This is a genomic window from Mucilaginibacter sp. P19 (assembly GCF_050632265.1).
GTDB lineage: Bacteria > Bacteroidota > Bacteroidia > Sphingobacteriales > Sphingobacteriaceae > Mucilaginibacter > Mucilaginibacter gossypii.
The window spans coordinates 1337732-1360277 of the sequence record NZ_CP192586.1; the positions used below are offsets into that span (position 1 = coordinate 1337732).

General features: G+C 42.3%; 16 protein-coding genes and 1 riboswitch. All 16 genes read left to right on the forward strand.

Annotation, left to right across the window (positions count from 1 at the left end; genetic code table 11):
- Nucleotides 1-132 precede the first annotated feature (132 nt).
- The 16 genes from ACQ86K_RS06330 to ACQ86K_RS06405 all read left to right on the forward strand — a co-directional run bounded on the left by ACQ86K_RS06330 (nucleotide 133) and on the right by ACQ86K_RS06405 (nucleotide 22545).
- A complete protein-coding gene (locus tag ACQ86K_RS06330) occupies nucleotides 133-1092 on the forward strand; it encodes a family 43 glycosylhydrolase (RefSeq protein WP_091162973.1) in 960 nt (319 codons plus the stop codon).
- Between the two features lie 14 nt (nucleotides 1093-1106).
- Nucleotides 1107-1247, forward strand: coding sequence for a hypothetical protein (locus tag ACQ86K_RS06335; RefSeq protein ID WP_431200021.1), 141 nt, complete (start codon nucleotides 1107-1109; stop codon nucleotides 1245-1247).
- A gap of 89 nt (nucleotides 1248-1336) precedes the next feature.
- Nucleotides 1337-3088: an alpha-L-arabinofuranosidase C-terminal domain-containing protein gene (locus ACQ86K_RS06340; RefSeq protein WP_431200022.1), complete on the forward strand. Its 1752-nt coding sequence runs from the start codon at nucleotides 1337-1339 to the stop codon at nucleotides 3086-3088.
- A gap of 37 nt (nucleotides 3089-3125) precedes the next feature.
- Nucleotides 3126-4631: a family 43 glycosylhydrolase gene (locus ACQ86K_RS06345; RefSeq protein WP_431200023.1), complete on the forward strand. Its 1506-nt coding sequence runs from the start codon at nucleotides 3126-3128 to the stop codon at nucleotides 4629-4631.
- A 2-nt stretch (nucleotides 4632-4633) separates the two neighbouring features.
- On the forward strand, nucleotides 4634-5266 hold the full coding sequence (locus ACQ86K_RS06350) for a family 43 glycosylhydrolase (RefSeq protein ID WP_431200024.1): 633 nt from the start codon (nucleotides 4634-4636) through the stop codon (nucleotides 5264-5266).
- A gap of 199 nt (nucleotides 5267-5465) precedes the next feature.
- Nucleotides 5466-6095 (forward strand): DUF6597 domain-containing transcriptional factor, encoded by a 630-nt coding sequence (locus tag ACQ86K_RS06355; RefSeq protein ID WP_431200025.1) that lies wholly within the window; start codon nucleotides 5466-5468, stop codon nucleotides 6093-6095.
- Nucleotides 6023-6280 (forward strand): helix-turn-helix domain-containing protein, encoded by a 258-nt coding sequence (locus tag ACQ86K_RS06360; protein ID WP_431200804.1) that lies wholly within the window; start codon nucleotides 6023-6025, stop codon nucleotides 6278-6280. The genes ACQ86K_RS06355 and ACQ86K_RS06360 overlap by 73 nt, the downstream gene beginning before the upstream one ends.
- Nucleotides 6281-6351: 71 nt before the next feature.
- Entirely contained in the window at nucleotides 6352-6732 is a 381-nt protein-coding gene (locus ACQ86K_RS06365; protein ID WP_431200026.1) for a YybH family protein, read from the forward strand.
- 201 nt (nucleotides 6733-6933) lie between these two features.
- On the forward strand, nucleotides 6934-7722 hold the full coding sequence (locus ACQ86K_RS06370) for an isocitrate lyase/PEP mutase family protein (protein WP_431200027.1): 789 nt from the start codon (nucleotides 6934-6936) through the stop codon (nucleotides 7720-7722).
- Nucleotides 7723-8025: 303 nt separating this feature from the next.
- A riboswitch (SAM riboswitch) is annotated at nucleotides 8026-8139 on the forward strand.
- Between the two features lie 121 nt (nucleotides 8140-8260).
- Nucleotides 8261-8830: a TlpA disulfide reductase family protein gene (locus ACQ86K_RS06375; protein ID WP_129569298.1), complete on the forward strand. Its 570-nt coding sequence runs from the start codon at nucleotides 8261-8263 to the stop codon at nucleotides 8828-8830.
- A gap of 335 nt (nucleotides 8831-9165) precedes the next feature.
- On the forward strand, nucleotides 9166-12348 hold the full coding sequence (locus ACQ86K_RS06380; protein ID WP_431200028.1) for a SusC/RagA family TonB-linked outer membrane protein: 3183 nt from the start codon (nucleotides 9166-9168) through the stop codon (nucleotides 12346-12348).
- Between the two features lie 6 nt (nucleotides 12349-12354).
- Nucleotides 12355-13791 carry a SusD/RagB family nutrient-binding outer membrane lipoprotein gene (locus tag ACQ86K_RS06385; protein WP_431200029.1) on the forward strand — a complete coding sequence of 479 codons (1437 nt, stop codon included), beginning with the start codon at nucleotides 12355-12357 and terminating at the stop codon, nucleotides 13789-13791.
- Nucleotides 13792-13968: 177 nt separating this feature from the next.
- Entirely contained in the window at nucleotides 13969-14511 is a 543-nt protein-coding gene (gene idi / locus ACQ86K_RS06390) for an isopentenyl-diphosphate Delta-isomerase (RefSeq protein ID WP_431200030.1), read from the forward strand.
- Nucleotides 14512-14683: 172 nt separating this feature from the next.
- Entirely contained in the window at nucleotides 14684-17293 is a 2610-nt protein-coding gene (locus tag ACQ86K_RS06395) for a ligand-binding sensor domain-containing protein (protein ID WP_431200031.1), read from the forward strand.
- A gap of 8 nt (nucleotides 17294-17301) precedes the next feature.
- On the forward strand, nucleotides 17302-18870 hold the full coding sequence (locus ACQ86K_RS06400; protein ID WP_431200805.1) for a hybrid sensor histidine kinase/response regulator transcription factor: 1569 nt from the start codon (nucleotides 17302-17304) through the stop codon (nucleotides 18868-18870).
- Nucleotides 18871-19341: 471 nt separating this feature from the next.
- Nucleotides 19342-22545 (forward strand): SusC/RagA family TonB-linked outer membrane protein, encoded by a 3204-nt coding sequence (locus ACQ86K_RS06405; protein ID WP_218134347.1) that lies wholly within the window; start codon nucleotides 19342-19344, stop codon nucleotides 22543-22545.
- Nucleotide 22546: the final 1 nt, after the last annotated feature.

Genomic DNA, 22546 nt, shown 5'->3' on the forward strand with positions numbered 1-22546 from the left:
AACCAAATTATCCAGTTACTCGGAATCACTTTTAATCGTAAGGCGATTGGAAAAAAATAATTGAGATAAAATCGTATTTAATTCGTTAATTGTTAAAATAACACTTAATATTGAATTGTTTTTACCTTTATTATGACCAAGCGCATACTTTTCTTTTTTACACTTGTTTTGATTGGCGCAGCTTCGCGTGCACAAAAGCAAATGATCCCAAATCCAATAACCGGGGGATACTTCGCCGATCCAACTATTGTGAAAGATAAAGGCCGCTATTTTATTTATGCCACAATTGATCCCTGGGGCGATAAAGAGCTGGCCGTATTGGAGACTACCGATTTTATTAAGTTTACGAGGCATCATATCAACTGGCCTACCAAACAAGCCTGCACCACTCCAACCTCGCTCAACGAAATGGTTTGGGCGCCATCTGTAGTAAAAGGAAAGGACAACAAATTTTACATGTATGTAGCTGTAGGCGGTGAGGTTTGGGGAGGCGTAAGCAATACACCGCTTGGCCCCTGGAAAAATTTAAAGAGCGACAATACGCCTATGGTAAAATCTACAGATTATCCGCAGGTGCATAATATCGATCCGGATTGCTTTATTGATAGTGACGGCAGCGCTTATTTGTATTGGGGATCGGGGTATAAATGGATCAACGGGCATTGTATGGCCGTAAAGCTAAAGGACGATATGGTTTCGTTTGACGGAGCGCCAAAAAATATCACCACGCCGCATTTTTTTGAAGGCGCACATATGGTTAAACGCAATCAAACCTATTACCTCATGTTTTCGGAGGGTAAAGCCATTGATGCAACCTACCAGGTAGGGTATGCGAAAGGAAATAGCCCGCTTGGGCCTTTTCAGGAGGATGAGCACCGGGTTATATTGAATACTTCTGCGGATAGTACCGTGATTGGCCCGGGCCACAATACCACTTTTGTTGAAAAAGGACAGCGTTATATTTTATATCACCGCATTTTTCCGCAAAAGGAATCATTTGTATTGCGGCAGCTGTGCCTTGACAGTTTAAATTTTGATGCCGATGGCAATATTAAAAAGGTAAGCACTAAAGGAGTACAAAAGTTCAATTAACCTTATAACCTGTTATGATGAAAAAGATAGCCTGCACAGCGCTGTTATCAACACTGGCATTTACCTGGCTTGGAGCCTCTGCACAGCAAAAAGGCGATGCCGCAAAGCCAAGAAAGATCAGTCCAGACCTTTTCGGGATTTTTTTGAGGATTTAAGTTATGCGGCAGATGGAGGCCTTTATGCCGAGCTTATCCAGAACCGCTCATTTGAGTACAGCCCGGCCGATAACCGCGACTGGAATTCAATGACCGCCTGGAAATATCAAACGGACGGTTTTGGCTATGGTACCATTTCAGTAGAAACAGCTACCCCGGTACATCCCAATAATCCGCATTATATTTTACTTGATATCCAGGATGAAGGGCAAAAAGGAGTGGGACTTGAAAATTCAGGGTTTGATGGGATCCCTGTAAAGGCGGGTAAAAACTATAATTTTTCAGTTTTTTTAAATGCAATTTCAGATCAGTCTTTACCTGTAAAAGTAGCTCTTGTTGATCGGAAGGGTAAAGAATTAGGTTCTTCCTCATTTACAACATCTGATAAAGGCTGGAAAAAATACGCCGAACAGATTCATGTGAATTTTGATAACGATAGTGCTAAACTGGTATTGCTGTTTAAAGCGAAAGGGAAAATCGGGATAGATATGGTGTCATTGTGCCCGGAGGAAACTTTTAAAAATCATAACAATGGATTGCGTGCCGATTTGGCGCAGGTTATTGCCGATATAAAACCAAAGTTTATGCGTTTCCCCGGCGGCTGCCTTGCTCATGGGGATGGCGTCGCCAACATTTATCGCTGGAAAAATACCATCGGCCCGGTTGAGCAAAGGGTAGAGCAACGTAACATCTGGAACTATCATCAGTCGGTAGGTTTGGGATATTTTGAATATTTCCAGTTTTGTGAGGATATCGGGGCAAAACCGGTGCCGGTGCTTGCGGCAGGCGTAAGTTGTCAAAATTCGGGTGGAACCTGGAAAATAGGAGGCACCGGACAAAAGGGTATCCCGGTGGAAGAAATGAAAGCTTATGTACAGGATGTACTTGATTTGATAGAATATGCTAATGGGCCGGTCACTTCTACCTGGGGCGCAAAGCGTGCCGCTGCAGGTCATCCTGCGCCTTTTAACCTGGAGTACCTCGGCATCGGCAATGAGGATAAAATCACTGGCGTATTTGAGGAACGGTTTAGGATGATCTATGATGCCGTACACAAGGCCCATCCCGAAATTAAAATTATTGGTACGGTTGGGCCAAGTCCGAAGGGCGAAGATTTTGATAAAGGCTGGAAGTTGGCCGATCAGCTTTCGGTTGGTATTGTTGATGAGCATTATTATGAAAAGCCGCAATGGTTTTTAAAAAATACCCAGCGTTATGATGCATACAACAGGCTCAGGTCAAAAGTTTATATTGGAGAATATGCTTCGTGGGGCAATACCTTGTTTAATGCCTTATCAGAAGCCGTGTACATGATCAGTTTAGAACGCAATGGAGACGTGGTTAGGATGGCGTCATACGCACCGCTTATTGCCAGGATAGGCCATGCATCATGGAACCCGAACCTGATATATTTTAATGGCACTCAGGTTTTCCCAACGGTAAACTACTATGTTCAGCAGCAGTTTGCCGTTAATTCGGGCAATGAGTATTTGCCGGGTGTAATAAAAATGAAAGGCGAAAAAACTGTATTGGATACCACGGCAGGTGTTTCAACCGTGCGCGACTCTGCGACTGGGGATCTGATCCTGAAAATTGCTAATGCCGGTAGTGTTCCCGTTTCGGGAGAGGCAGACCTGTCAAAAATTGGTCAACTACCCAAATCGGCAACGCTTACTGTTATTACAGGCAATCCGGAGGTGAAGAATTCTACCGACAATCCGCAAGCTATCGTCCCTCAATCATCAGTAATAAAATTGCAAAAAAAGTGGGCTTTCACTGTACCTGCCTATTCATTGACGGTTGTCAGAATTAGCAGCAGAAGTATGGAAAAGCACAAATAATTGTCCCGAATATTCGAAAATAACAAATCAATTATACATGAAAAAAATAGTTTTACTGGGCGTTTTAGTTAGCTTTTATACGGCGGTTATAGCGCAGCCGCATCAAAAATTCAGCGCCTACCTGTTTACTTATTTTACAGGCAGTAAAGGCGGCGAAGAAATTCGTTTTGCTTTGAGTAACGATGGGTATCATTTCCGTGCGCTGAATAACAATCACCCCGTTTTAAATTCAGCGGATATCAGTGCTACCGGCGGTGTTCGGGATCCGCATATTATGCGAGCTGCCGACGGTAAAACATTTTACATGGTTGCAACCGATATGAATACCGAAAAATACGGCTGGGGGCCGGATTATTCTATGGTATTGCTCAAATCAACCGACCTGGTACAATGGAGCTCGAAAACCATTGATATCACCAAACTTTATGAAAAGTTTGCAGGCGTGAACAGGGTATGGGCACCGCAAACCATTTATGATCCACAGAAAAAACAATATATGATCTACTGGTCGATGCGTTTTGGCGAAGAGGCCGATAAGATCTATTATGCTTATGCCAATAAAGATTTTACAGGTCTTGAAACCGAGCCTAAGCAGCTTTTCTTTAAGCCGGATGGCGGTGCCTGCATAGACGGCGATATTGTTTACAAGAACAATAAATATTACCTGTTTTTCAAAACAGAAGGATCGGGTGCAGGTATAAAAATAGCGGTATCAGATGAGCTAACTTCTGGCTATGTATTGCGTGATAAATACGTACAGCAAACCAAAGACCCGGTAGAAGGGGCAGGTACTTTTAAATTAAACGATGGTAGCGGTTATATTTTGATGTATGATATGTATACCCAGGGTAAATACCAGTTTACCAGGACAACCGATCTCGAAAACTTTAAACTGATTGACGATGAGGTATCCATGAATTTTCATCCGCGCCATGGTACAGTGATGCCAATAACTTCAAAGGAAGGGGCGGCATTAACTGCGAAATGGGAAACGCCTGAAGATGTCATACTTGCGCCGTTAAACAAGCAGATTAAAACCATCAATATCGTTTTAGATACGGCGAACCATAAAGTTCACCTGCCTGTAATACCGGGTACTAATTTAAAATCATTTGATCCCCGGTTTACCTTGTTCCCCGGCGTTACTATCAGCCCTATAAGGCCGCAGGATTTTACCAAAGGCCCGGTTAAATATTCGGTAACCATTGCAGGTAAAAAAACGCAGGTTTTTGAGGTTACTGCCCAGGAAACCCATAACCCGGCTATTGCTGGATACTATGCCGATCCGGAGATCCTCTACGCCGAAAAAACAGGCAAATTCTATATTTATCCTACCAGCGACGGCTTTGATGGTTGGTCGGGCAAGTATTTTAAGGCCTTTTCTTCGGATGATATGGTTAGCTGGAAAGACGAGGGTAAGATTCTTGATTTACCGCAGGACGTGAGCTGGGCTAAAAAGAATGCCTGGGCCCCTTGTATCATCGAAAAAAGGTGGGAAACGAGTATAAATACTTCTACTATTTCGCAGCTGCACAAAAAATAGGGGTGGCAACAGCAAATGATCCGACGGGGCCATTTACCGATTCGGGCAAGCCTTTGGTGGCACAATTGCCTGAAGGTGTTAAAGGCGGACAGCAGATTGATGCTGATGTTTTTGCCGATCCGCAAACAGGCAAAAACTATTTGTACTGGGGAAATGGTTATATGGCTGTAGCCGAGTTAAACGATGATATGATTTCGTTAAAGCCAGGCACCACCAAAATCCTTACACCTTACGCTCATTATAACGAAGGCACCTATGTGTTTTACCGCAACGGTACGTACTACTTCATGTGGTCTGAAAATGATACCAGGAGCCCTAATTATAGCGTGCATTATGGCACTTCTAAATCTCCATTGGGGCCAATCGAGATTCCTCAGCAAAATACGGTTATTGCCAAAAATGCTGCTAAAGGCGTTTACGGAACCGGCCATAACTCAGTTATCCAGATCCCGGGTACAGATGAATGGTATATTGTTTATCACCGGTTCAATTATCCTAAAGGCATTACCATGGGCGATGCCGCAGGCTACAACCGCGAGGTTTGTATTGATAAAATGGAATTTGACGATAAAGGGTTGATTAAACAGGTTACGCCTACACATGAAGGCATTAAACCTGTACATGTGAAAAAGTAAACGCGGGTTATTGAATGATAATATGGCTGCCATGTGAACGAGTTGAAGGTTCACATGGCAGCTTTTGTTTTATATAAAATCTATGCAAATTAGTTAAACAGATATTGCCTTTAAGCTTTATGCCTTCCGCTTTAAGCTACTAAAAATATGTTCCGTTTTTTACAATTTGGGAACTTCGTTGTATCCTATATTTGTAATCATGGTTTTCAAAGAGCTGCTTCCGGAGCCAAGGCTACAGCCTTACATTAAGTGCTTCTATCTGTATGAATCAGATTCGGACAGAAGCTATGATGATATCGTGTTTCCGAGCGGGACCATGGAAGTGATCTTTAACCTCGGTGCCGGAAACTGGAGATCAAAGAAAGGCGATACATTTTTTACCACTCCTCCTGTAGAGCTCTGGGGGCAGATCACTAAACCCTTAGCAATACAATCGGTAGGGCGAAATATCATGCTGGGCTTCCGCTTTTACCCGCACTCGGCAGCTTATTTTTTTGATGAAAATGTATCGGAATTTAACAACGAAATTGTTGATGCCACGCACGTATTCGGACCTAAATTAAGAACGCTTTATTTAAAATTATTGGAGACCGCCAACCTGAATGCGAAGGTGTCCATGATTGAAGATTATTTGTGGGGCCGTTTATCGGCATCCGAAAAAAGCATTCGAAGATCAAATTTATCGGGGATATCGTCAGTAATCTTAAAAAGAATTACAGCGGCGATAATATCCTGTCCATTTCCAGCCGTTATAACATTTCCTCACGGCACCTTAATACCCTTTTTTCGCAGTATACAGGTTTACCGCCAAAATTATTTTACAAAATAAACCGCTTTCAGCATAGCCTTAGCCTGGTTAGCGCTAATGAAGAAAAGCTAACGAATGTAGCCTACAGCGCCGGTTATTTTGACCAGGCACATTTTATAAAGGAATTCAAGCTTTTTACAGGTTTTACACCTAACTCATTTGCTGCTCAGGCGTCGCCTATAAACCAGGCCCTGGCGGGTAGTTAATACTCTTCCGTTTTATACAATTTTGGGCTATTCGAGCTACATAGTTTTGCTGATATAAAAAAAACAACAAAATGAAATCAGCAAAAACACCACAGGAAGTGCACGCAGTACTTGCGGCCGCTTTTAACACCAAAGATGTAAATGTAGTTATGAATGTGTATGATGCCAACGGTATTATTTTTCCGGAACCGGGAAAAGAAGTATCAGGCAGGACCCAGTTTGAAGAGGCTGTTAAAAGCATCTGCGCTGTGCCCGGAGTAATGGAAATCAAAACAGTTTACTGTCTGCAATCAGGCGATGTAGCGGTCGGCCGATCGGAGTGGAGCATTACCGACAATGGCAAAACACAGATTGCCGCAAAAGGGATAGAGTTAATGAAACAACAATCCGACGGCAGCTGGAAAATTGTCATCGATCACGCATTCGGAGCCGAAGCTAATCTCGTAGCCTGATTTAAATTCAGAAACAATAATGGCCGGTTTACCCGGCCATTATTGTTTCACCTTTCACCTTTCACCTTTCACCTTTCACCTTTCACCTTTCACCTTTCACCTTTCACCTTTCACCTTTCACCTTTCACTAATCTCTTCCGTTTTATACAATTTTTAGAAAAATGCTCAAGCTAATTTTGAGCATAAAATAAACACAAAAACATGAAAAATAGATTCAATGAATTTTTAGCGCTGCATCATAAAACCGAACCTTTGCAGATTGGCAATGTATGGAACGCTCAAAGCGCGCAGGTTTATGATAAGTTAAACTTTGAGGCAATTGGCACGTCAAGTGCCGCTGTAGCAAGCTCATTAGGCTTTGCAGATGGCGAAGAAATGAGTTTTGATGATTACCTGTTTGTAATCAAAAGGATAGCGGCAACATCATCGGCCATGTTAACTGTGGACCTGGAGGGAGGTTATGGTGATACAGCGGAAGTAATCTGCGATAATATCACAAAGCTATATGATATCGGCGTTGTGGGTATTAATATAGAGGATTCGATAGTGATGGATGGCAAGCGAAGTATCGTTGATGCAAATGAGTTTGCCATGAAGCTTAAACAGATCACCGAACTGTTGGCTAAAGTAGGTGTACAGGTGTTTATAAATGTGAGAGCCGATTCCTTCCTGCTTGGTTTACCTAACGCGTTGGAAGATGCTTTAACCCGCACTAAGCTTTACCAGGATACAGGTGTGCATGGTTTGTTTTTTCCCTGTATCACCCAAACAACAGATATTGAACAAATAACAGCCTTATCGCGCCTTCCGGTTAGCGTAATGTGCATGCCCGGACTTCCGGATTTTAAAGCGTTACAAAATGCCGGTGTTAAAAGGATCAGTGCAGGTCCGTTTTTAAACATGAACATTTACCGGTCACTGGAAAATTTGATCGAAAAAATAACAACCGAAAATAGCTTTGCAGCCCTTTTTAACGGGACTGCCAGTTAACAGGCGAATAAAAGTGCTAAATAATTAAAAAGCTAATTGTCTTGTTTTATCTTATTATAAGGTAGTTTAATAATCTGCAAAACAAGTTTAGGTTAAAGTCCCGGCAGCGAACGTTAGGGACTTTTGTTGTTATGGAATTTATCTTCAAAAAGTTTCAGCTAATCCAATCAGTAAACAAATTCTGTAAATAAGCCTGCAGAACTTTAAAGTGTTAATTCATTTTATTGCAATAATTATATAAAGTCTATGGTTTTAGTAGAATTTATATATATTTGCATCGTCAAATCGGTTCTTTGAATATTTTAATTATCAAGAAAGACTGAGGGAAAGGCCCTGTGATGTCTTAGCAACCTGTAAGCCCACTGTTATAAAGGTGCTAATTCCTGTCTGCCCAAAATAGGGTAGAAAAGATAATGTAATACGCTATGGCCTTGTATAGTGCAAGGTGTTGTATACTTCTTTTCCCTCTTCATTTTTCTTGCTAATTAAAATATTGAAAATATCACCGGGATGATATTACGGTTTAACCTGTATAGCAATGAACATTAAACAATTACTTTTTACCTGTTTGCTTTTCATAACAACATTGCCGGCTGTTGCGCAGACCACCAAGGCAATTGATCCGACAGCTGACGACCGCGGTTATATCATAAAAACCGGTGATCTTGCTCCTGCCGATTTTGAGCTCGTATTGACCAATGGTACAAAAACTTCTTTAACGAAGTTGCGTGGTAAGGTGGTTATCCTGCAGTTTACCGCAAGCTGGTGCAGCGTATGCAGAGAAGAAATGCCGCATTTGGAAAAAGAGATCTGGCAGACTTATAAAGATAAAGGCCTTGTTTTAATAGGCGTTGACCGCGATGAACCGCTCAACAAAGTAAAAAGTTTTCACCAGGTCATGAATATAAGCTATCCGTTGGCACTCGATCCTGGTGCTGAGATTTTTGGCCGGTTTGCCAGCAAAAAGAGCGGTGTTACCCGCAATGTGGTTATCGATCGGGATGGGAAAATTGTTTACCTCACCCGCTTGTACGATAAACAGGAATTTGCATCCATGTTAAAAGCTGTGGACGCTTTGGTAAACAACAAAACAGCGTCTATCAATTAAAAAGAATCTATCAGTACTTATTTAATACCCGTTTTATGAAAACAGAATCTACTTTTTTACACAAGAAAACTTTCGTTTCGGAAAGCCAGTCAATCTGCAAATCCTTCTGTCTCAATATGCAAAGCATGCATTGTTGCTGTTAATCATTTACAGCATGCATGGTGTTTAAATGCGGGCTTGCTGCAGCTTGTCTTAGCTTAATAATTACCATCCCCTAATCAATTCTTTACAGTTACGATAGGCTTATGAGCCGGGCAAATTATGCCCGCTAAGGCGATAGCCATGTCTTTTGTACTGGTAAAGGCATCAAAAATTAATCTCAATTATTAATTATCATGTTAAAAATTTACAAGCTATTACTGGCAATTATATTGCCTTTTATTCTCGTCCAGACGGTTGCGGGGCAATCCGTTAAAATTAGCGGAGTGGTAACCGCCAAATCCGATGGGTTGCCGTTGCCGGGCGTTAGCGTATCTGTTAAAGGTAAAACCACGGGTGCACAAACCAATGTTGATGGTAAGTTTATCATCAACGCCAATGTTAATGATGTGCTTAGGGTTAGCTACATTGGCTTTACAACCCAGGAGATCCCGATTACGCAAGGAATAACTACCTTAAACGTGGTTTTGGTTGAAGCACCAAATTCTCTGAATGAGGTAGTGATAACGGCCCTCAATATCTCAAAGGATAAAAAATCGCTTGGATATGCAGTACAAGGGCTTAAATCGAAAGATATCTCTGAAGCTAAGGAAACCAATTTTGTTAACGCGCTCACAGGTAAAATTGCCGGTGTGCAGGTTACCAACAGCCAGGGCGATATGGGCTCATCCCGTATCATTATCCGTGGAGAAACGTCTATCTCACGGGAAAATCAACCTTTATTTGTAGTTGACGGGGTTATTGTTGATAATAGCCAGTTTTTGGGCACTAATGGTTCAAGAGATTTCTCCAATGCCATTTCTGATTTAAATTCTGAAGACATTGAATCGGTAAGTGTATTGAAAGGCCCGAATGCAGCTGCGCTTTATGGTTCACGTGCAGCCGCGGGTGTTATCCTCATCCGCACTAAAACAGGCAAAGGGGCAAAAGGATTAGGTGTTACTATAAACTCCAATACCAGCTTTTCAAACGTACAGGTATTGCCCGAATATCAAAATCAATATGGTCAAGGCTCAAATGGGAAATTCAGCTATGTAGATGGTAAAGGCGGCGGCGTTAACGATGGTGTTGACGAAAGCTGGGGCCCTGCTTTGGATGGTTCACTGATTCCACAGTTTTATTCAAATGGGCAGGCCGTACCTTTCGTGGCACACCCCGACAACGTAAAAGATTTTTTTAAAACCGGTGTAACACTCAATAATGGCATTGCTATTGCGAGCAGCAGCGATAAAAGCGATTTCAGGTTATCCTATAATAACCTGCACCAAACCGGTATTGTACCCAATACCTCACAAGGCCGTAACTCTTTTGCTTTAAACTCAAGCTATCGTATCAACAATAAATTGACCGTTAATACAATTGTTGATTACAGTAAAGATGATGCTGATAACCTGCCTGGTGCATATGGAAAACGTGCAACCAGCACCATGCTGCAGTTTACCTGGTTTGGCCGCCAGGTTGATATCAACAGGCTTAAAAATTACAAGGATGCCAATGGTAATACCTTTAACTGGAATAATAGTTACTATAGCAACCCATACTGGCTGGCTTATGAAAACACAGTAGACCAACACAAAAATCACCTGATAGGTAGTATCGAGCTGAATTACAAAATCATTGACGGTCTATCAGCAAACTTCCGTACCGGTACCGATTATTATAATGACCGGCGTAAGATTAAAGTAGCCTACGGCACCAATGGAACACCGTTTGGCTCATACGAAGAGGATGCTTACAGCGTAAACGAAAATAACACCGAAGCCAGGTTGCAATACACTAAAAAGCTGAATAACGATTTTTCGCTTGATGTATTTGGTGGTGGTAACATAGCTGTGAGGACGACCGAAAATAATGATCAGTTGGCTCCGAAACTTGCAGTTGCTGGCTTGTACACGCTGAGCAACTCCCGCGATCCACTGGTCTCTACAAATTACTATGGGAAACTTAAAACCTATAGCTATTTTGGTTCGGCACAGCTTGGTTTCAGAAATTACGCGTTCATCAACTTCACAACCCGTAATGATTGGTCGTCAAGTTTACCGGCAGATGCCTTGTCATATTTCTATCCCTCCGTAAATGGCAGTTTAATATTATCTGAAGCATTAGGCATTAAAAGCGATGTACTTAGTTATGCTAAATTAAGAGGTGGGTGGTCAAAAGTAGGTAAGGCGACAGATCCATTTCAGTTAATTAACGTTTATACATCTTCAAACCTCTTTGGCTCAAATCCGCAACAGAGTATATCTAATATTGATCTGAACGATCATCTTAAGCCTGAAACCACTACATCGGCAGAGGCCGGTTTTGAATTAGGCTTTTTCCATGATCGCGTACATTTAGATGTAAGTGCTTATAACACCAACAGTATTAACCAGATCCTAACCGTACAGGTAAGTTCATCAACCGGTTTCAGCCAAAAAGTAATAAACGGTGGCCGTCTTAATAACAAAGGTATCGAGGTTCAGTTAGGTGTTACGCCAATTAAATCAAATGGATTTACCTGGGACATAACTACAAATTACTCGTTAAACCGTAGTAAAGTAGCTTCGCTTGATGCCGATGGCCGCTTACAGAGTGTGGTATTAGGCACTGATCGTACAGTGCAGGTTTTAGCATCGCTTGGTCAGCCTTATGGTGCTTTGTATGGTACCGCATACACACGTAATGCTTCAGGTCAGATTATTATCGACGCTAATGGTACACCTGTATTTAATACCACCAAACGTTATTTAGGTAAATTCACTCCAAATTGGTTGGGAAGCATCAATAACAGCTTCTCCTACAAAGGGATTAACCTGAGCTTTTTGGTTGATGCACGTTTTGGCGGATCCATTTATTCAAACACCAACCGTACAGGTACTTATACCGGCGTGTTGGCTTCTACCTTACCTGGCCGTGGCGCTGCTAACGGAGGCTTAAGTTACTATTACCCGGGCAACAATACTTCGGCTGCTGCTGTGCAGGTTACCGGTGCAGCCCCTGCGGGTGTAACCGTTTATAATGATGGTATGATATTTAAAGGCGTTAAGGCCGATGGTTCGCCAAATACCACTATTATCCCTGCGCAATCATATTACAAAGGCTTTACCAATATTGACGAAGCATTTGTTTACGATGCCTCATACATCAAGCTTCGCGAAGTAAAACTGGGATACTCTTTACCTGCTAAATGGGTGAATAAGATTGGTTTCCAGGGAGCTACATTTTCGGTAGTTGGCCGTAACTTGTGGATCATCCATAAAAACGCACCGAATATTGATCCGGAAACAGCCTTTAATGCAGGAAACGGACAGGGTCTCGAAGATCTTACCCTGCCTACCGTGCGTAACATCGGTTTCAACGTAAACCTTAAATTTTAAAACATCATGAAACTTAAATATATCAGCATATTATCTGCCGCGGTTTTATTATCGGTAACATCGTGCAAAAAGGATCTGTTAAAGATCAATCAAAACCCTAACGGCTCACAAACAGCACAGCCCGACTATCTATTAACCGCAGCCACCAAAGCAACGGCAGATACCTATTGGGGTGTAGCCAATAACATGGATGCTAGTCTTCTTTTTGTGCAGTATTGGTCTAAAATTCAATACACCGACCCCGACAGGTATATTTACGCCAGTAGTGCGTTTGAGGAGCTGTGGAGCACGGGCTATTCAAAAAGCATTGTAAACCTTAACCAGATCATCAAACTTGCCGATGCCCAGGGTAATACCAATTATAAAGGCGTTGCACTGGTACTTCGTTCATGGGTATTTAGCTTATTAACAGAGGCTTATGGGAATATTCCTTACAGGCAGGCCACCAATATTGATCAGTACCTTACCCCGGCTTATGACACCCAAAAGGATGTTTATTTTGCTTTGCTGGATGACCTTAAAGCAGCTCAAACGGCGCTTGATCCATCAGGCAAAGCTATAGCAGGAGATGTGATCTATAGCAACAATATTGCTTCATGGAAAAAATTTGCCAACTCGTTAAGGCTTCGCATCGCCTTGCGCATTTCCGATAGGGAACCTGCAAAAGCTAAGCAAGTATTAGATGATATTAAGACCGAAGGCGGTTCATACATCAGTTCGAATGTCGAAACCGCGCAGTTGGTTTATTTAGATTCGCCTAACCAAAATCCGATAAGCAACCTGTTTGATACCCGTGACGATTACCGTATCAGCAAAACTATAGTGGATAAGCTGTTTGCACTTAATGATCCCCGCTTATCAATATATGCCGCTAAAACACAAGATGTAACGCCTCAAACCTATGTTGGCTTGCCAAACGGTTTGTTGGTGGGCGATGCCAGCAATTACGGCTTCACCAAAACTTCTAAACCAGGCACTTATTTTCGTGCACCACATGCCCCTGCTGTAATATTAGGCTATGCAGAGAGCTTGTTTGACAGGGCAGAGGCTGCCGCTCGCGGTTTTACTACCGAAGATGCCGCTTCATTATACAGTCAGGCGGTTACTGCTGCGTTGGCTCAGTACAGTATTGCTTCGGCTGATATCGCTACTTATATAGCGCAGCCGGCAGTGCAATATGATGCCTCTAATTATAAAAAATCAATAGGCGAGCAAAAGTGGTTAGCGCTGTTTGGCCAGGGATTGGAAGGCTGGACCGAATGGCGCAGGCTTGATTATCCGCAATTACAGCCGGCAGTTGCAGGTACACTTAATGGTAAAATACCGGTAAGGTTTATTTATCCGGGAACAGAGCAATCGCTAAACAAAACTAATTACCAGTCGGCAGTAGCAGCACAGGGAGCCGATGCGCTTACTACCAAGCTTTGGTTTGATGTAAACTAAACAAGTGTCACTTCGTAAAATAAAACGGGTTTCTCCAAAAGGAAATCCGTTTTTTATTGAAAATAAAGCTGAAATTTGCGGTATGGCTTTGGCCCTGTTTTTAGGATTAACAAAAAATAACAAGAAATTCCTGAGATCTGCGTGTCTCATCAGGAAGATTACAACAAATTATAGCGAGTGAAGATAGAAGAAACCGTGATTTTGGTTGATCGCGATGATCAGGAAATTGGCACTATGGAAAAAATGAAGGCGCATCTTCAAGGGAAGCTACACCGTGCGTTTTCAGTTTTTATTTTTAATAAAAAAGGAGAGCTCCTGTTGCAGCGACGCGCCGAAGGCAAATATCACTCGGGTGGCAAATGGACAAACACCTGCTGCAGCCATCCAAGGCCCGGCGAACCCACATTTGCAGCAGCCCATCGCAGGTTACAGGAGGAGATGGGAATGGCCGCCGAACTTAACTTTGTATTTTCTTTTGTTTACTGTGCAGCTATCCAGGACGATCTGGTTGAAAATGAATACGATCATGTGTTTTTTGGCATCACCGATGCTTTGCCGATCCCTGACCATGGCGAGGTCTCCTCATTTAAATACATAACCATGGCCCGGCTGGCAGTCGACCTGAAAGAAAACCCGGGCGATTATACCAGGTGGCTCGCTATATGTTTCGACGAGGTAATGGATCATTATCAGCAATTACAGATCGCCAATATGCAGTAATCGTTGCTGTAAATAATGCTGTCCTTACAATTTTTATATATGATAAGGGTGAGCCATTACTTCTTATTGTAACGGGTATTTTACATTTTGCAATATTATTGTTTACTTTACAATTAATTAGGTAGCTTTAATCTTCCAATTATTTGTGTAATTCACAGCCTGCAACGTGTTAATGAAAAAGGGATCCTTCTGCTGCATTGTTCTTTGTTTGATCATTTCCTCGGCCTATGCCCAGTCGCCCATCAAAAATAAGATCCTCAATTATTCTTTAAAAAATGGTCTTTCTTTTGGTATTGTAAATAGCATTACACAGGATGATAAGGGTTTTATGTGGTTTGCCACCAATGATGGCCTCAATCGTTTTGACGGTACAACTTTTAAGATTTTTAAGTCGCGCCTGGGCGATTCAACTGCGCTGGCCAGTAACTATGTACAAAAGGTTTTGTGCGATGTTCATGGCAGCATCTGGGTATCGTCAAGAAACGGCCTCAGCAAATTTGATAGCCGTACAGAAAAGTTTATCCATTATAAATTCACCTCTAACAGGGCCGTCAAAAACGATATCAGTAATATCATTCAAAGCCATGATGGTAATTTATGGATCACATCTTATGGGCAGGGCTTTTCTTATTTCAATACCAAATCGGCAAAGGTTGTTAATTACACCCAAGCCAATTTATCCCGGTTGTCAAGTAACAGGGTGCTCTGTTTGTACGAAGATTCAAGGGGCCTGGTATGGGTGGGTACACAGGAAGGCAGCATCAATGTTTTTAGTCATAAGGATGGTGTAATAGCCAACCTTGCGGGCATAGGCCCTCCAATAGCCAACCTGCCGGGTACCCGGATCAATGACATTTTTGAAGATCATTTTCACAACATGTGGATAGCAACTGGAGGCGGGCTCGGCTACTACAACAGGCAATCAAATAAATTTACCTTACTGCAAACCAGTCAGCAGGGTATTAAAAGTAAACGATACATATCAGTTATTGAGGATAGTGATAAGCAATTGCTTGTAGGCCTGCAGGATGGCGGTTTGTTTAAAGTTAACATTGGCACAAGTCCCAACTACAACATTAATAACTTTTTTCTTCAGCCGGTAACCGGCGATGACGGATATTACCTTACACAGCGCTCTGTTCAAACGCTTTATATAGATAAGGATAAAAATGTTTGGGTAGGTACCTATGGCGATGGCATTTACATGGTGAGCAGCATTAAGGAGAAATTTTCAAAGATTGCTAAAAAGCGATATGGGGCCAGCGGCGAAAGCTTGGTAAGGTTTTATGGCCTGTGCCAGGATAGCGACGGCTTTTTATGGCTGGGCACTGACGGCGAGGGGATTTACAAAACCAGCCATAACGGCACCCTGATAAAGCAATACAAAGCAGATGGGCAACCCGGCAGTATTACCGATAATGCCATTTTATTCGGCTATACCGATCAGGATAATAATTTATGGTTTGGTACTTATGCAAAGGGGCTTTTGCAGTATAACAAGAAAACGGATTCGTTTGTCAACTACCTACACAGCCAGGCAAATAACAAAAGCCTGGGTGGTAACGACGTACGGGTTATCTACCAGGACAAGCATAAAAATTTATGGATTGGCACCAACGGCGGCGGCTTGTGCCTGTTTAATGCCGTTACAAAAACTTTCACCAACTATACCCCTGCCAATAGCGGCCTTACTTCATACGATGTAAGATCAATTGCCGAAGACGATAAAGGTAATTTATGGGTTGGTACTTATGGTGGGGGACTTGATTTTTATAACGCCGGGCAAAAGAAATTCAGCAGGTATTTTAAACCCGCCGATGAAAAAAGCAATTTACCAGGTCAGGTGATATTTTCACTCCATCCCGACAAACAACACAGGTTATGGATAGGAACTGAAGGCGATGGACTAATTTCATATGATCTTCAAAACCGGGTTTTTAAAAAGTTTAATGAAACTAATGGTCTCGCTAACAATACAGTATCGGCCATCAAGGAATCATCCGATGGTTCATTATGGCTAAGTACCAATAAAGGCTTATCAAACCTTGATGTACGGAATAACAAGATCTTAAATTATGATCAGTCGGACGGGTTACAGGCCGGGCAGTTTAACGCGGGGTCTGTTTTGTTTGATTCTGCTAATGGATTGATGTATTTTGGGGGAACAGAAGGGCTTAACTTTTTTGACCCGGGAAAAGTAAATCAAAGCGACTATAAACCAAAAGTTATTATAACCGGATTACAAATTTTTGGTAAGCAGGTTGAAGTTGGCGGGCTTGACAAGGACCGTACAGTATTGCCCGAAGCCATTAACCAGGCAAGGCAGATCACATTACAGCCCGATCAGTCGGTATTTTCTATCCAGTATGCCTCATTAAATTATACCTATCCGGATAAAGGCGGGTTTGCTTATAAACTGGATGGCCTTGATAAAACCTGGAACTATGTTGGCGATCAGCGGCTTGCAACTTACCGCTACCTTGAACCCGGAGAATATACGTTCAGGGTAAAAGCATCCAACCAGGATGGCTTGTGGTTTGATAATTATGCCACCTTACAGGTTAAGATCCTGCCGCCCTGGTATAAAACATGGTGGGCTTATTTAATTTATATAGCAGCAGCAGGGGTTGTAACTTATTACTATATACTTTACAGAAACCGCCAAACCAGGCTTAAATACGAGGTTAAAGTAGCCCAGCTTTCGGCCGAAAAAGATAAGGAGCTTAACGAGCGTAAACTTTCTTTTTTACCAATATCTCGCATGAATTCCGTACCCCGTTAACACTCATCATCAACCCGGTAAAGGATATGTTGTTCGGGAAGGGCGAGGTTACTGATGACGCTGGCAATTTGCATATCATTTATCGCAACGCACGGCGTCTTTTGAGTTTGGTTGATCAGCTTTTACTGTTCAGGAAAGCCGAAAGCGACACCGATAAGCTTAAAATAGTAAGGCTCAATATCGTATCCCTTTGTCATGAGGTGTTTTTATGTTTTAGTCACCAGGCACGTACCAAGCATATTCAGTTTGATTTTGTAAGTCAAAGGGATGCGATGGAGATTTATGCCGACAGGGAAAAAATGGAAATAGCTCTGTTTAACCTCATCTCGAATGCGTTGAAGTTTACACCGGAGTATGGCATAGTAACTTGTACAATAGCCGATTTTAACGATAAAATTACCATTGAGATCAAGGATAGCGGCTGTGGAATAGCCGAGGGGACCGGCGATCAGCTATTCGGCAAGTTTTACCAGTTGCAAAATTCGGCGCCAATGGCAGGCGGTTTTGGTATCGGGCTATATTTGGTTAAAGCATTTATTGAAAATCATAAAGGCAGCATCGGTTATAGCAGCCAGCAGGGGCAGGGTACGGCGTTTCATGTATCGCTGTTAAAAGGCCGGGAGCATTTTGGGCAGCAATTTGTGTTTGAAGACATTGCCGAAACTTCGGTGTTCCTGGATGAGCTGATGGAGAATAAAGGTGAATTAGTCGCCGTTGAAGCTGAAAACGCCGTCGCTGCCAAAAGTTCTGAGGCTTTAAGCTCCGACACCAAAACCATGCTGCTGATTGATGATAACCAACAGATCCGTACTTACCTTAAACAAATTTTTAGCGGCGAATTTGAGATTTTTGAGGCCGATAACGGTACGGATGGGCTTGACCTTGTTTATCACCTGGTACCCGATATTGTGATAAGCGACGTAATGATGCAGGGGTTAAGCGGTATTGAGGTATGTAGCCGTATTAAGGAAGATCCTGTGCTGAACCATATCCCTGTGATATTGCTTACCGCCAGTTCCTCGCCCGAAATAAAGCTCAAAGGTATTGAAGGAGGGGCGGATGATTATATTAGCAAGCCTTTTGAAAAAGAGATCCTGGTGGCCCGTGTTAACGGGATCCTGAAAAGCAGAAACAACCTGCAGAAGTATTTCTATAATGAAATAACCCTTAACAAATCAAACGATCTGAAGATCTCGCAGGAGTACAAGGAGTTTTTGGAAAAATGCCTCCAGATAGTTGAACAGCACTTAACCGACCCGGATTTCAGCATTAAAACACTGGCTGCCGAAATAGGCATGAGTCACTCTAATTTGTACAAGCGGATCAAATCTATTTCCGGGCAATCGGCAAACAGTTTTATCCGTTTTATCCGCTTGCGTAAGGCTGCCGAAATATTGCTTACAACCGATAGCACCGTGTACGAAACAGCTTATAAGGTGGGCTTGAATGATTTGAAATACTTCAGGGAACAGTTTAATAAGTTGTTCGGGATAAACCCTTCTGATTATATCAAGAAATATCGTAAGCCATTTCACAACAATTACAACGTGAACCGGGATGTGATTAAAGAGAATTAATCTTGTTTATCGGTTGGTTGATTCACCTGGTTCATGCTTCGTCGGACCAACTTCCCTTCGCCTTCATTTTCACAGCAAATAGCTAAGAGTGGTTTTTGTGGCCCTTCTTTACAAAGTAACGAGGTGACGACAAGCGCAGCAATGTTTGGGAGCTAAATACTACAACTTATTTTTGTCCCCCTGCCAGTATTGATTTACCCCCTCTTTAAAAAGTGCCCCAAACGCTGTTTTTAAGCGCTTTTTTATGAAATACCCCCTGTCTTATTCAGAATTTACCCCTCACTCATTTTTGCTTTAAAACGCAATTTAGCCCTACCAATAACCAAGGTTTAAACCAAACTTTTGTACTGTGTATAAATAATAAGGTCAAAATGGGGCGGTAATTTATCTATGCCGAATCCACTTCCTTGTTTTTATGCGCCTCGCTTTGCAAGGTTTAAGCCGATTAAAAAACCAATTTTTTAAAACCATATGAAACCAAATTTACTCGAAAAGGATTCTCCCCATCGGAAAAGATCACCCCGCTTTTTCGTAGTTGCGGCCAGCATGGCCGTTGCTTGTTTCGCTACAGTCCAAATGCCGGTAATGGCTTTTGCGGGTACCATTAATGAGCAGCGCTTACCTGATGCCAGAATTAGCGGTAAAGTAACCGACGAAAAAGGTGAAACATTACCAGGTGTAAGTGTATCCTTAAAAGGGACTTCAACCGGCGTGGTGACCGATATTAAAGGTAACTTTAGCCTTAATGTTCCAAACGCTTCATCGGGCACACTGGTGTTTAGCTACATTGGCTACACATCTCAGGAGGTTGTTCTTAACGGACAAACTACAATCAATGTACAATTAACAGCCGACTCAAAATCATTGAATGAGGTGGTAGTTGTAGGTTACGGTACTCAGAAAAAGGCAACCTTAACAGGCTCCATTTCGCAGGTAAAAGGTTCCGAGCTGGTAAAAAGTCCGCAGCCCAACCTTTCAAATGGTATTGCCGGTCGTTTTTCAGGTGTAATTGTTAACAATCGCAGTGGTGAGCCAGGATATGACGGTTCAGGTATTACCGTGCGTGGTTTGGCCACTACAGGCAATAACGATGTGCTCGTCGTTGTTGACGGGGTGCCGGCCCAGATAGGTGGTTTAGAGCGTCTCGATCCTAACGATATCGAAAACATGTCGGTATTAAAGGATGCGTCTGCTGCTATTTACGGTAACAGGGCCGCAAACGGTGTTATCCTCATTACTACAAAACGTGGCAAATCAGGCAAGCCAACCATCAATTACAGCTTTAATCAGGGCTTTAGTTCGCCAACCCGTTTACCAAAAATGGCTGATGCGGCAACTTATGCCCAAATCATGAACGAGATCAACTATGACTCGAACCCGGCGGGCGGCTTAAATCAATCTTACACAGCCGATCAGATTCAGAAATTTAAAGACGGATCGGATCCGTTAAATTATCCAAACACTGATTGGGAAAAGCAAACGCTTAAAGGTTCAGCATTGCAAAACCAACATAGCCTTTCGGTTTCTGGCGGCGGCGAGGATATAAAATACTTCGTTTCATTGGGTACGCTTTATCAGGATGGTATTTATAAAAACGGAGCAACTAAGTATCACCAATATAATTTCCGCTCAAATATTGATGCTAACGTTACCAAACGCTTAAAAGTAGGTTTATCGTTATCTGGCCGTGAGGAAGACAGGCAGTTCCCTGTAACAGGTGCCGGCGATCTTTTCCGTTCTGTTTACAGAGCCAAACCTATTGTTGCAGCTTATTACCCAAATGGTTTGCCAACTACAGGTATTGAGAATAATAACCCAGCTGTACAGGCAACCGATATTGGCGGTATCAATAATAACCCCAAACAGGTTTTCAATGGTATTTTAAAAGGTAGCTATGCTATCCCTGGCATTGAAGGTTTATCGGTTGACGGTTTTTTCTCGGTTGATAAATCATACAATTTTGATAAAAATTTCAGCAAACCGTACGTTTTATACAGCTATGTTGCGAGCACACAGGTTTATAACAAAGTTACTGTCGGCGGTAATAATAACGCTGCTACTTTATTCGAGTCGCAGGAAAATCAGAGTTTGCTAACTTCCAACATCAAATTGAACTATGCGCACAAATTTGGTTTGCATGATATAAGCGCGTTTGTAGGTTATGAGCAAAGTAAAAACCATAAAGAATATTTTGATGCAACGCGTTACAATTACTTATCTTCACAACTACCAGACCTGTCGCAAGGCGGAAGCGCTGCCACCGATTATCTTAACTCTGGTTTAAGTTCAAATTACAACCGCGCCAGCTACATCAGTCGCTTAACTTACGCCTACGATGAAAAGTATCTGTTTGAAGGGCAGTTACGTGCCGATGGAACTTCTGTGTTCCCGGGGGCTACCCGTTGGGGTTATTTCCCTTCGGCTTCAGTTGGTTGGAGAATCACGAAAGAAGACTGGTTTAAAAACAGCGTGAGCTTTTTTGATGATCTGAAACTAAGGGTTTCTTATGGCTCGTTAGGTAATGATAACATAACACCCTTCCAATATTTTAATAACTACACTTTAGTAAATAATGGCTTTGTGGCCAGTACGCCGGGCAGCGGTTCAAACATTATCCAGCCAAATGTTACCCTTACAAAACTTGCAAATCCTAACATCACCTGGGAAACCGCTAAAAAACTTGACATTGGCATTAATGCCACTTTCCTGCATAACTTTACAGTAGAGGCTATTTATTTCCAGCAAAGGAGAAATAATATCCTTGCTGCAAGGAATGCTTCTGTGCCAGCCTCATCAGGTATCGTAAACCCATTTAATGATGGTTCGGCAAATTATACCCCGTTAGTGCCTTTAGAAAACATTGGCAAAGTTAACAGCGATGGTTTTGAAGCAACATTAGGTTACAATAGCACAGGGCATGCCTTTACATGGGGAGTAAGCGGAAACTTCACTTATGCAAAAAGCAAAATTGTTTTTATTGATGAAGCAAGCACAGTGGCGACTTTGCCCTATCAGCGACAAACAGGACGCCCATTAGGCACATCGTTACTTTACGATGCCATAGGTATATTCCGTACCCAAGCCGAGCTCGACGCTTATCCACATGTTCCGGGTGCTAAAGTTGGCGACTTGAAATACCTTGATTATAACAACGATGGCAAAATTACAGCCGACGACCAAACCCGTACAAAATACGGTAACATCCCTCAAATCACTTACGGATTTAGTTTAAACGCAGCATATAAAGGGTTTGACCTGTCAGTTCTGTTTGCAGGCCAGGCCCAGGTTAGTCAATATGTGTTGCCTGAAGCAGGTAGCGTAGGTAATTTTTACAGTAGCTGGGCCGATAACCGCTTTAGTCCGTCAAATACCAATGGAACTTATCCAAGGGTTTCAGACCGTTCATCAAATGCCATTAGCGGTGGATTATATCCCAATAATTTCTGGCTTAATGACGCATCATTCCTGAGGTTAAAAAACGTACAGTTAGGCTACAATTTCAACGCACCGTTCCTGTCGAAACTTAAAATCGGTGGCTTAAGAGTGTATGCAAGTGCATTCAACTTGTTTACCATTACCAAAGTTAAGGATTACGACCCAGAGGGAACCAGTGGCAGCGGACAGTTTTATCCGCAGCAACGAATTATAAACTTAGGTGCTAACGTGAAATTTTAAA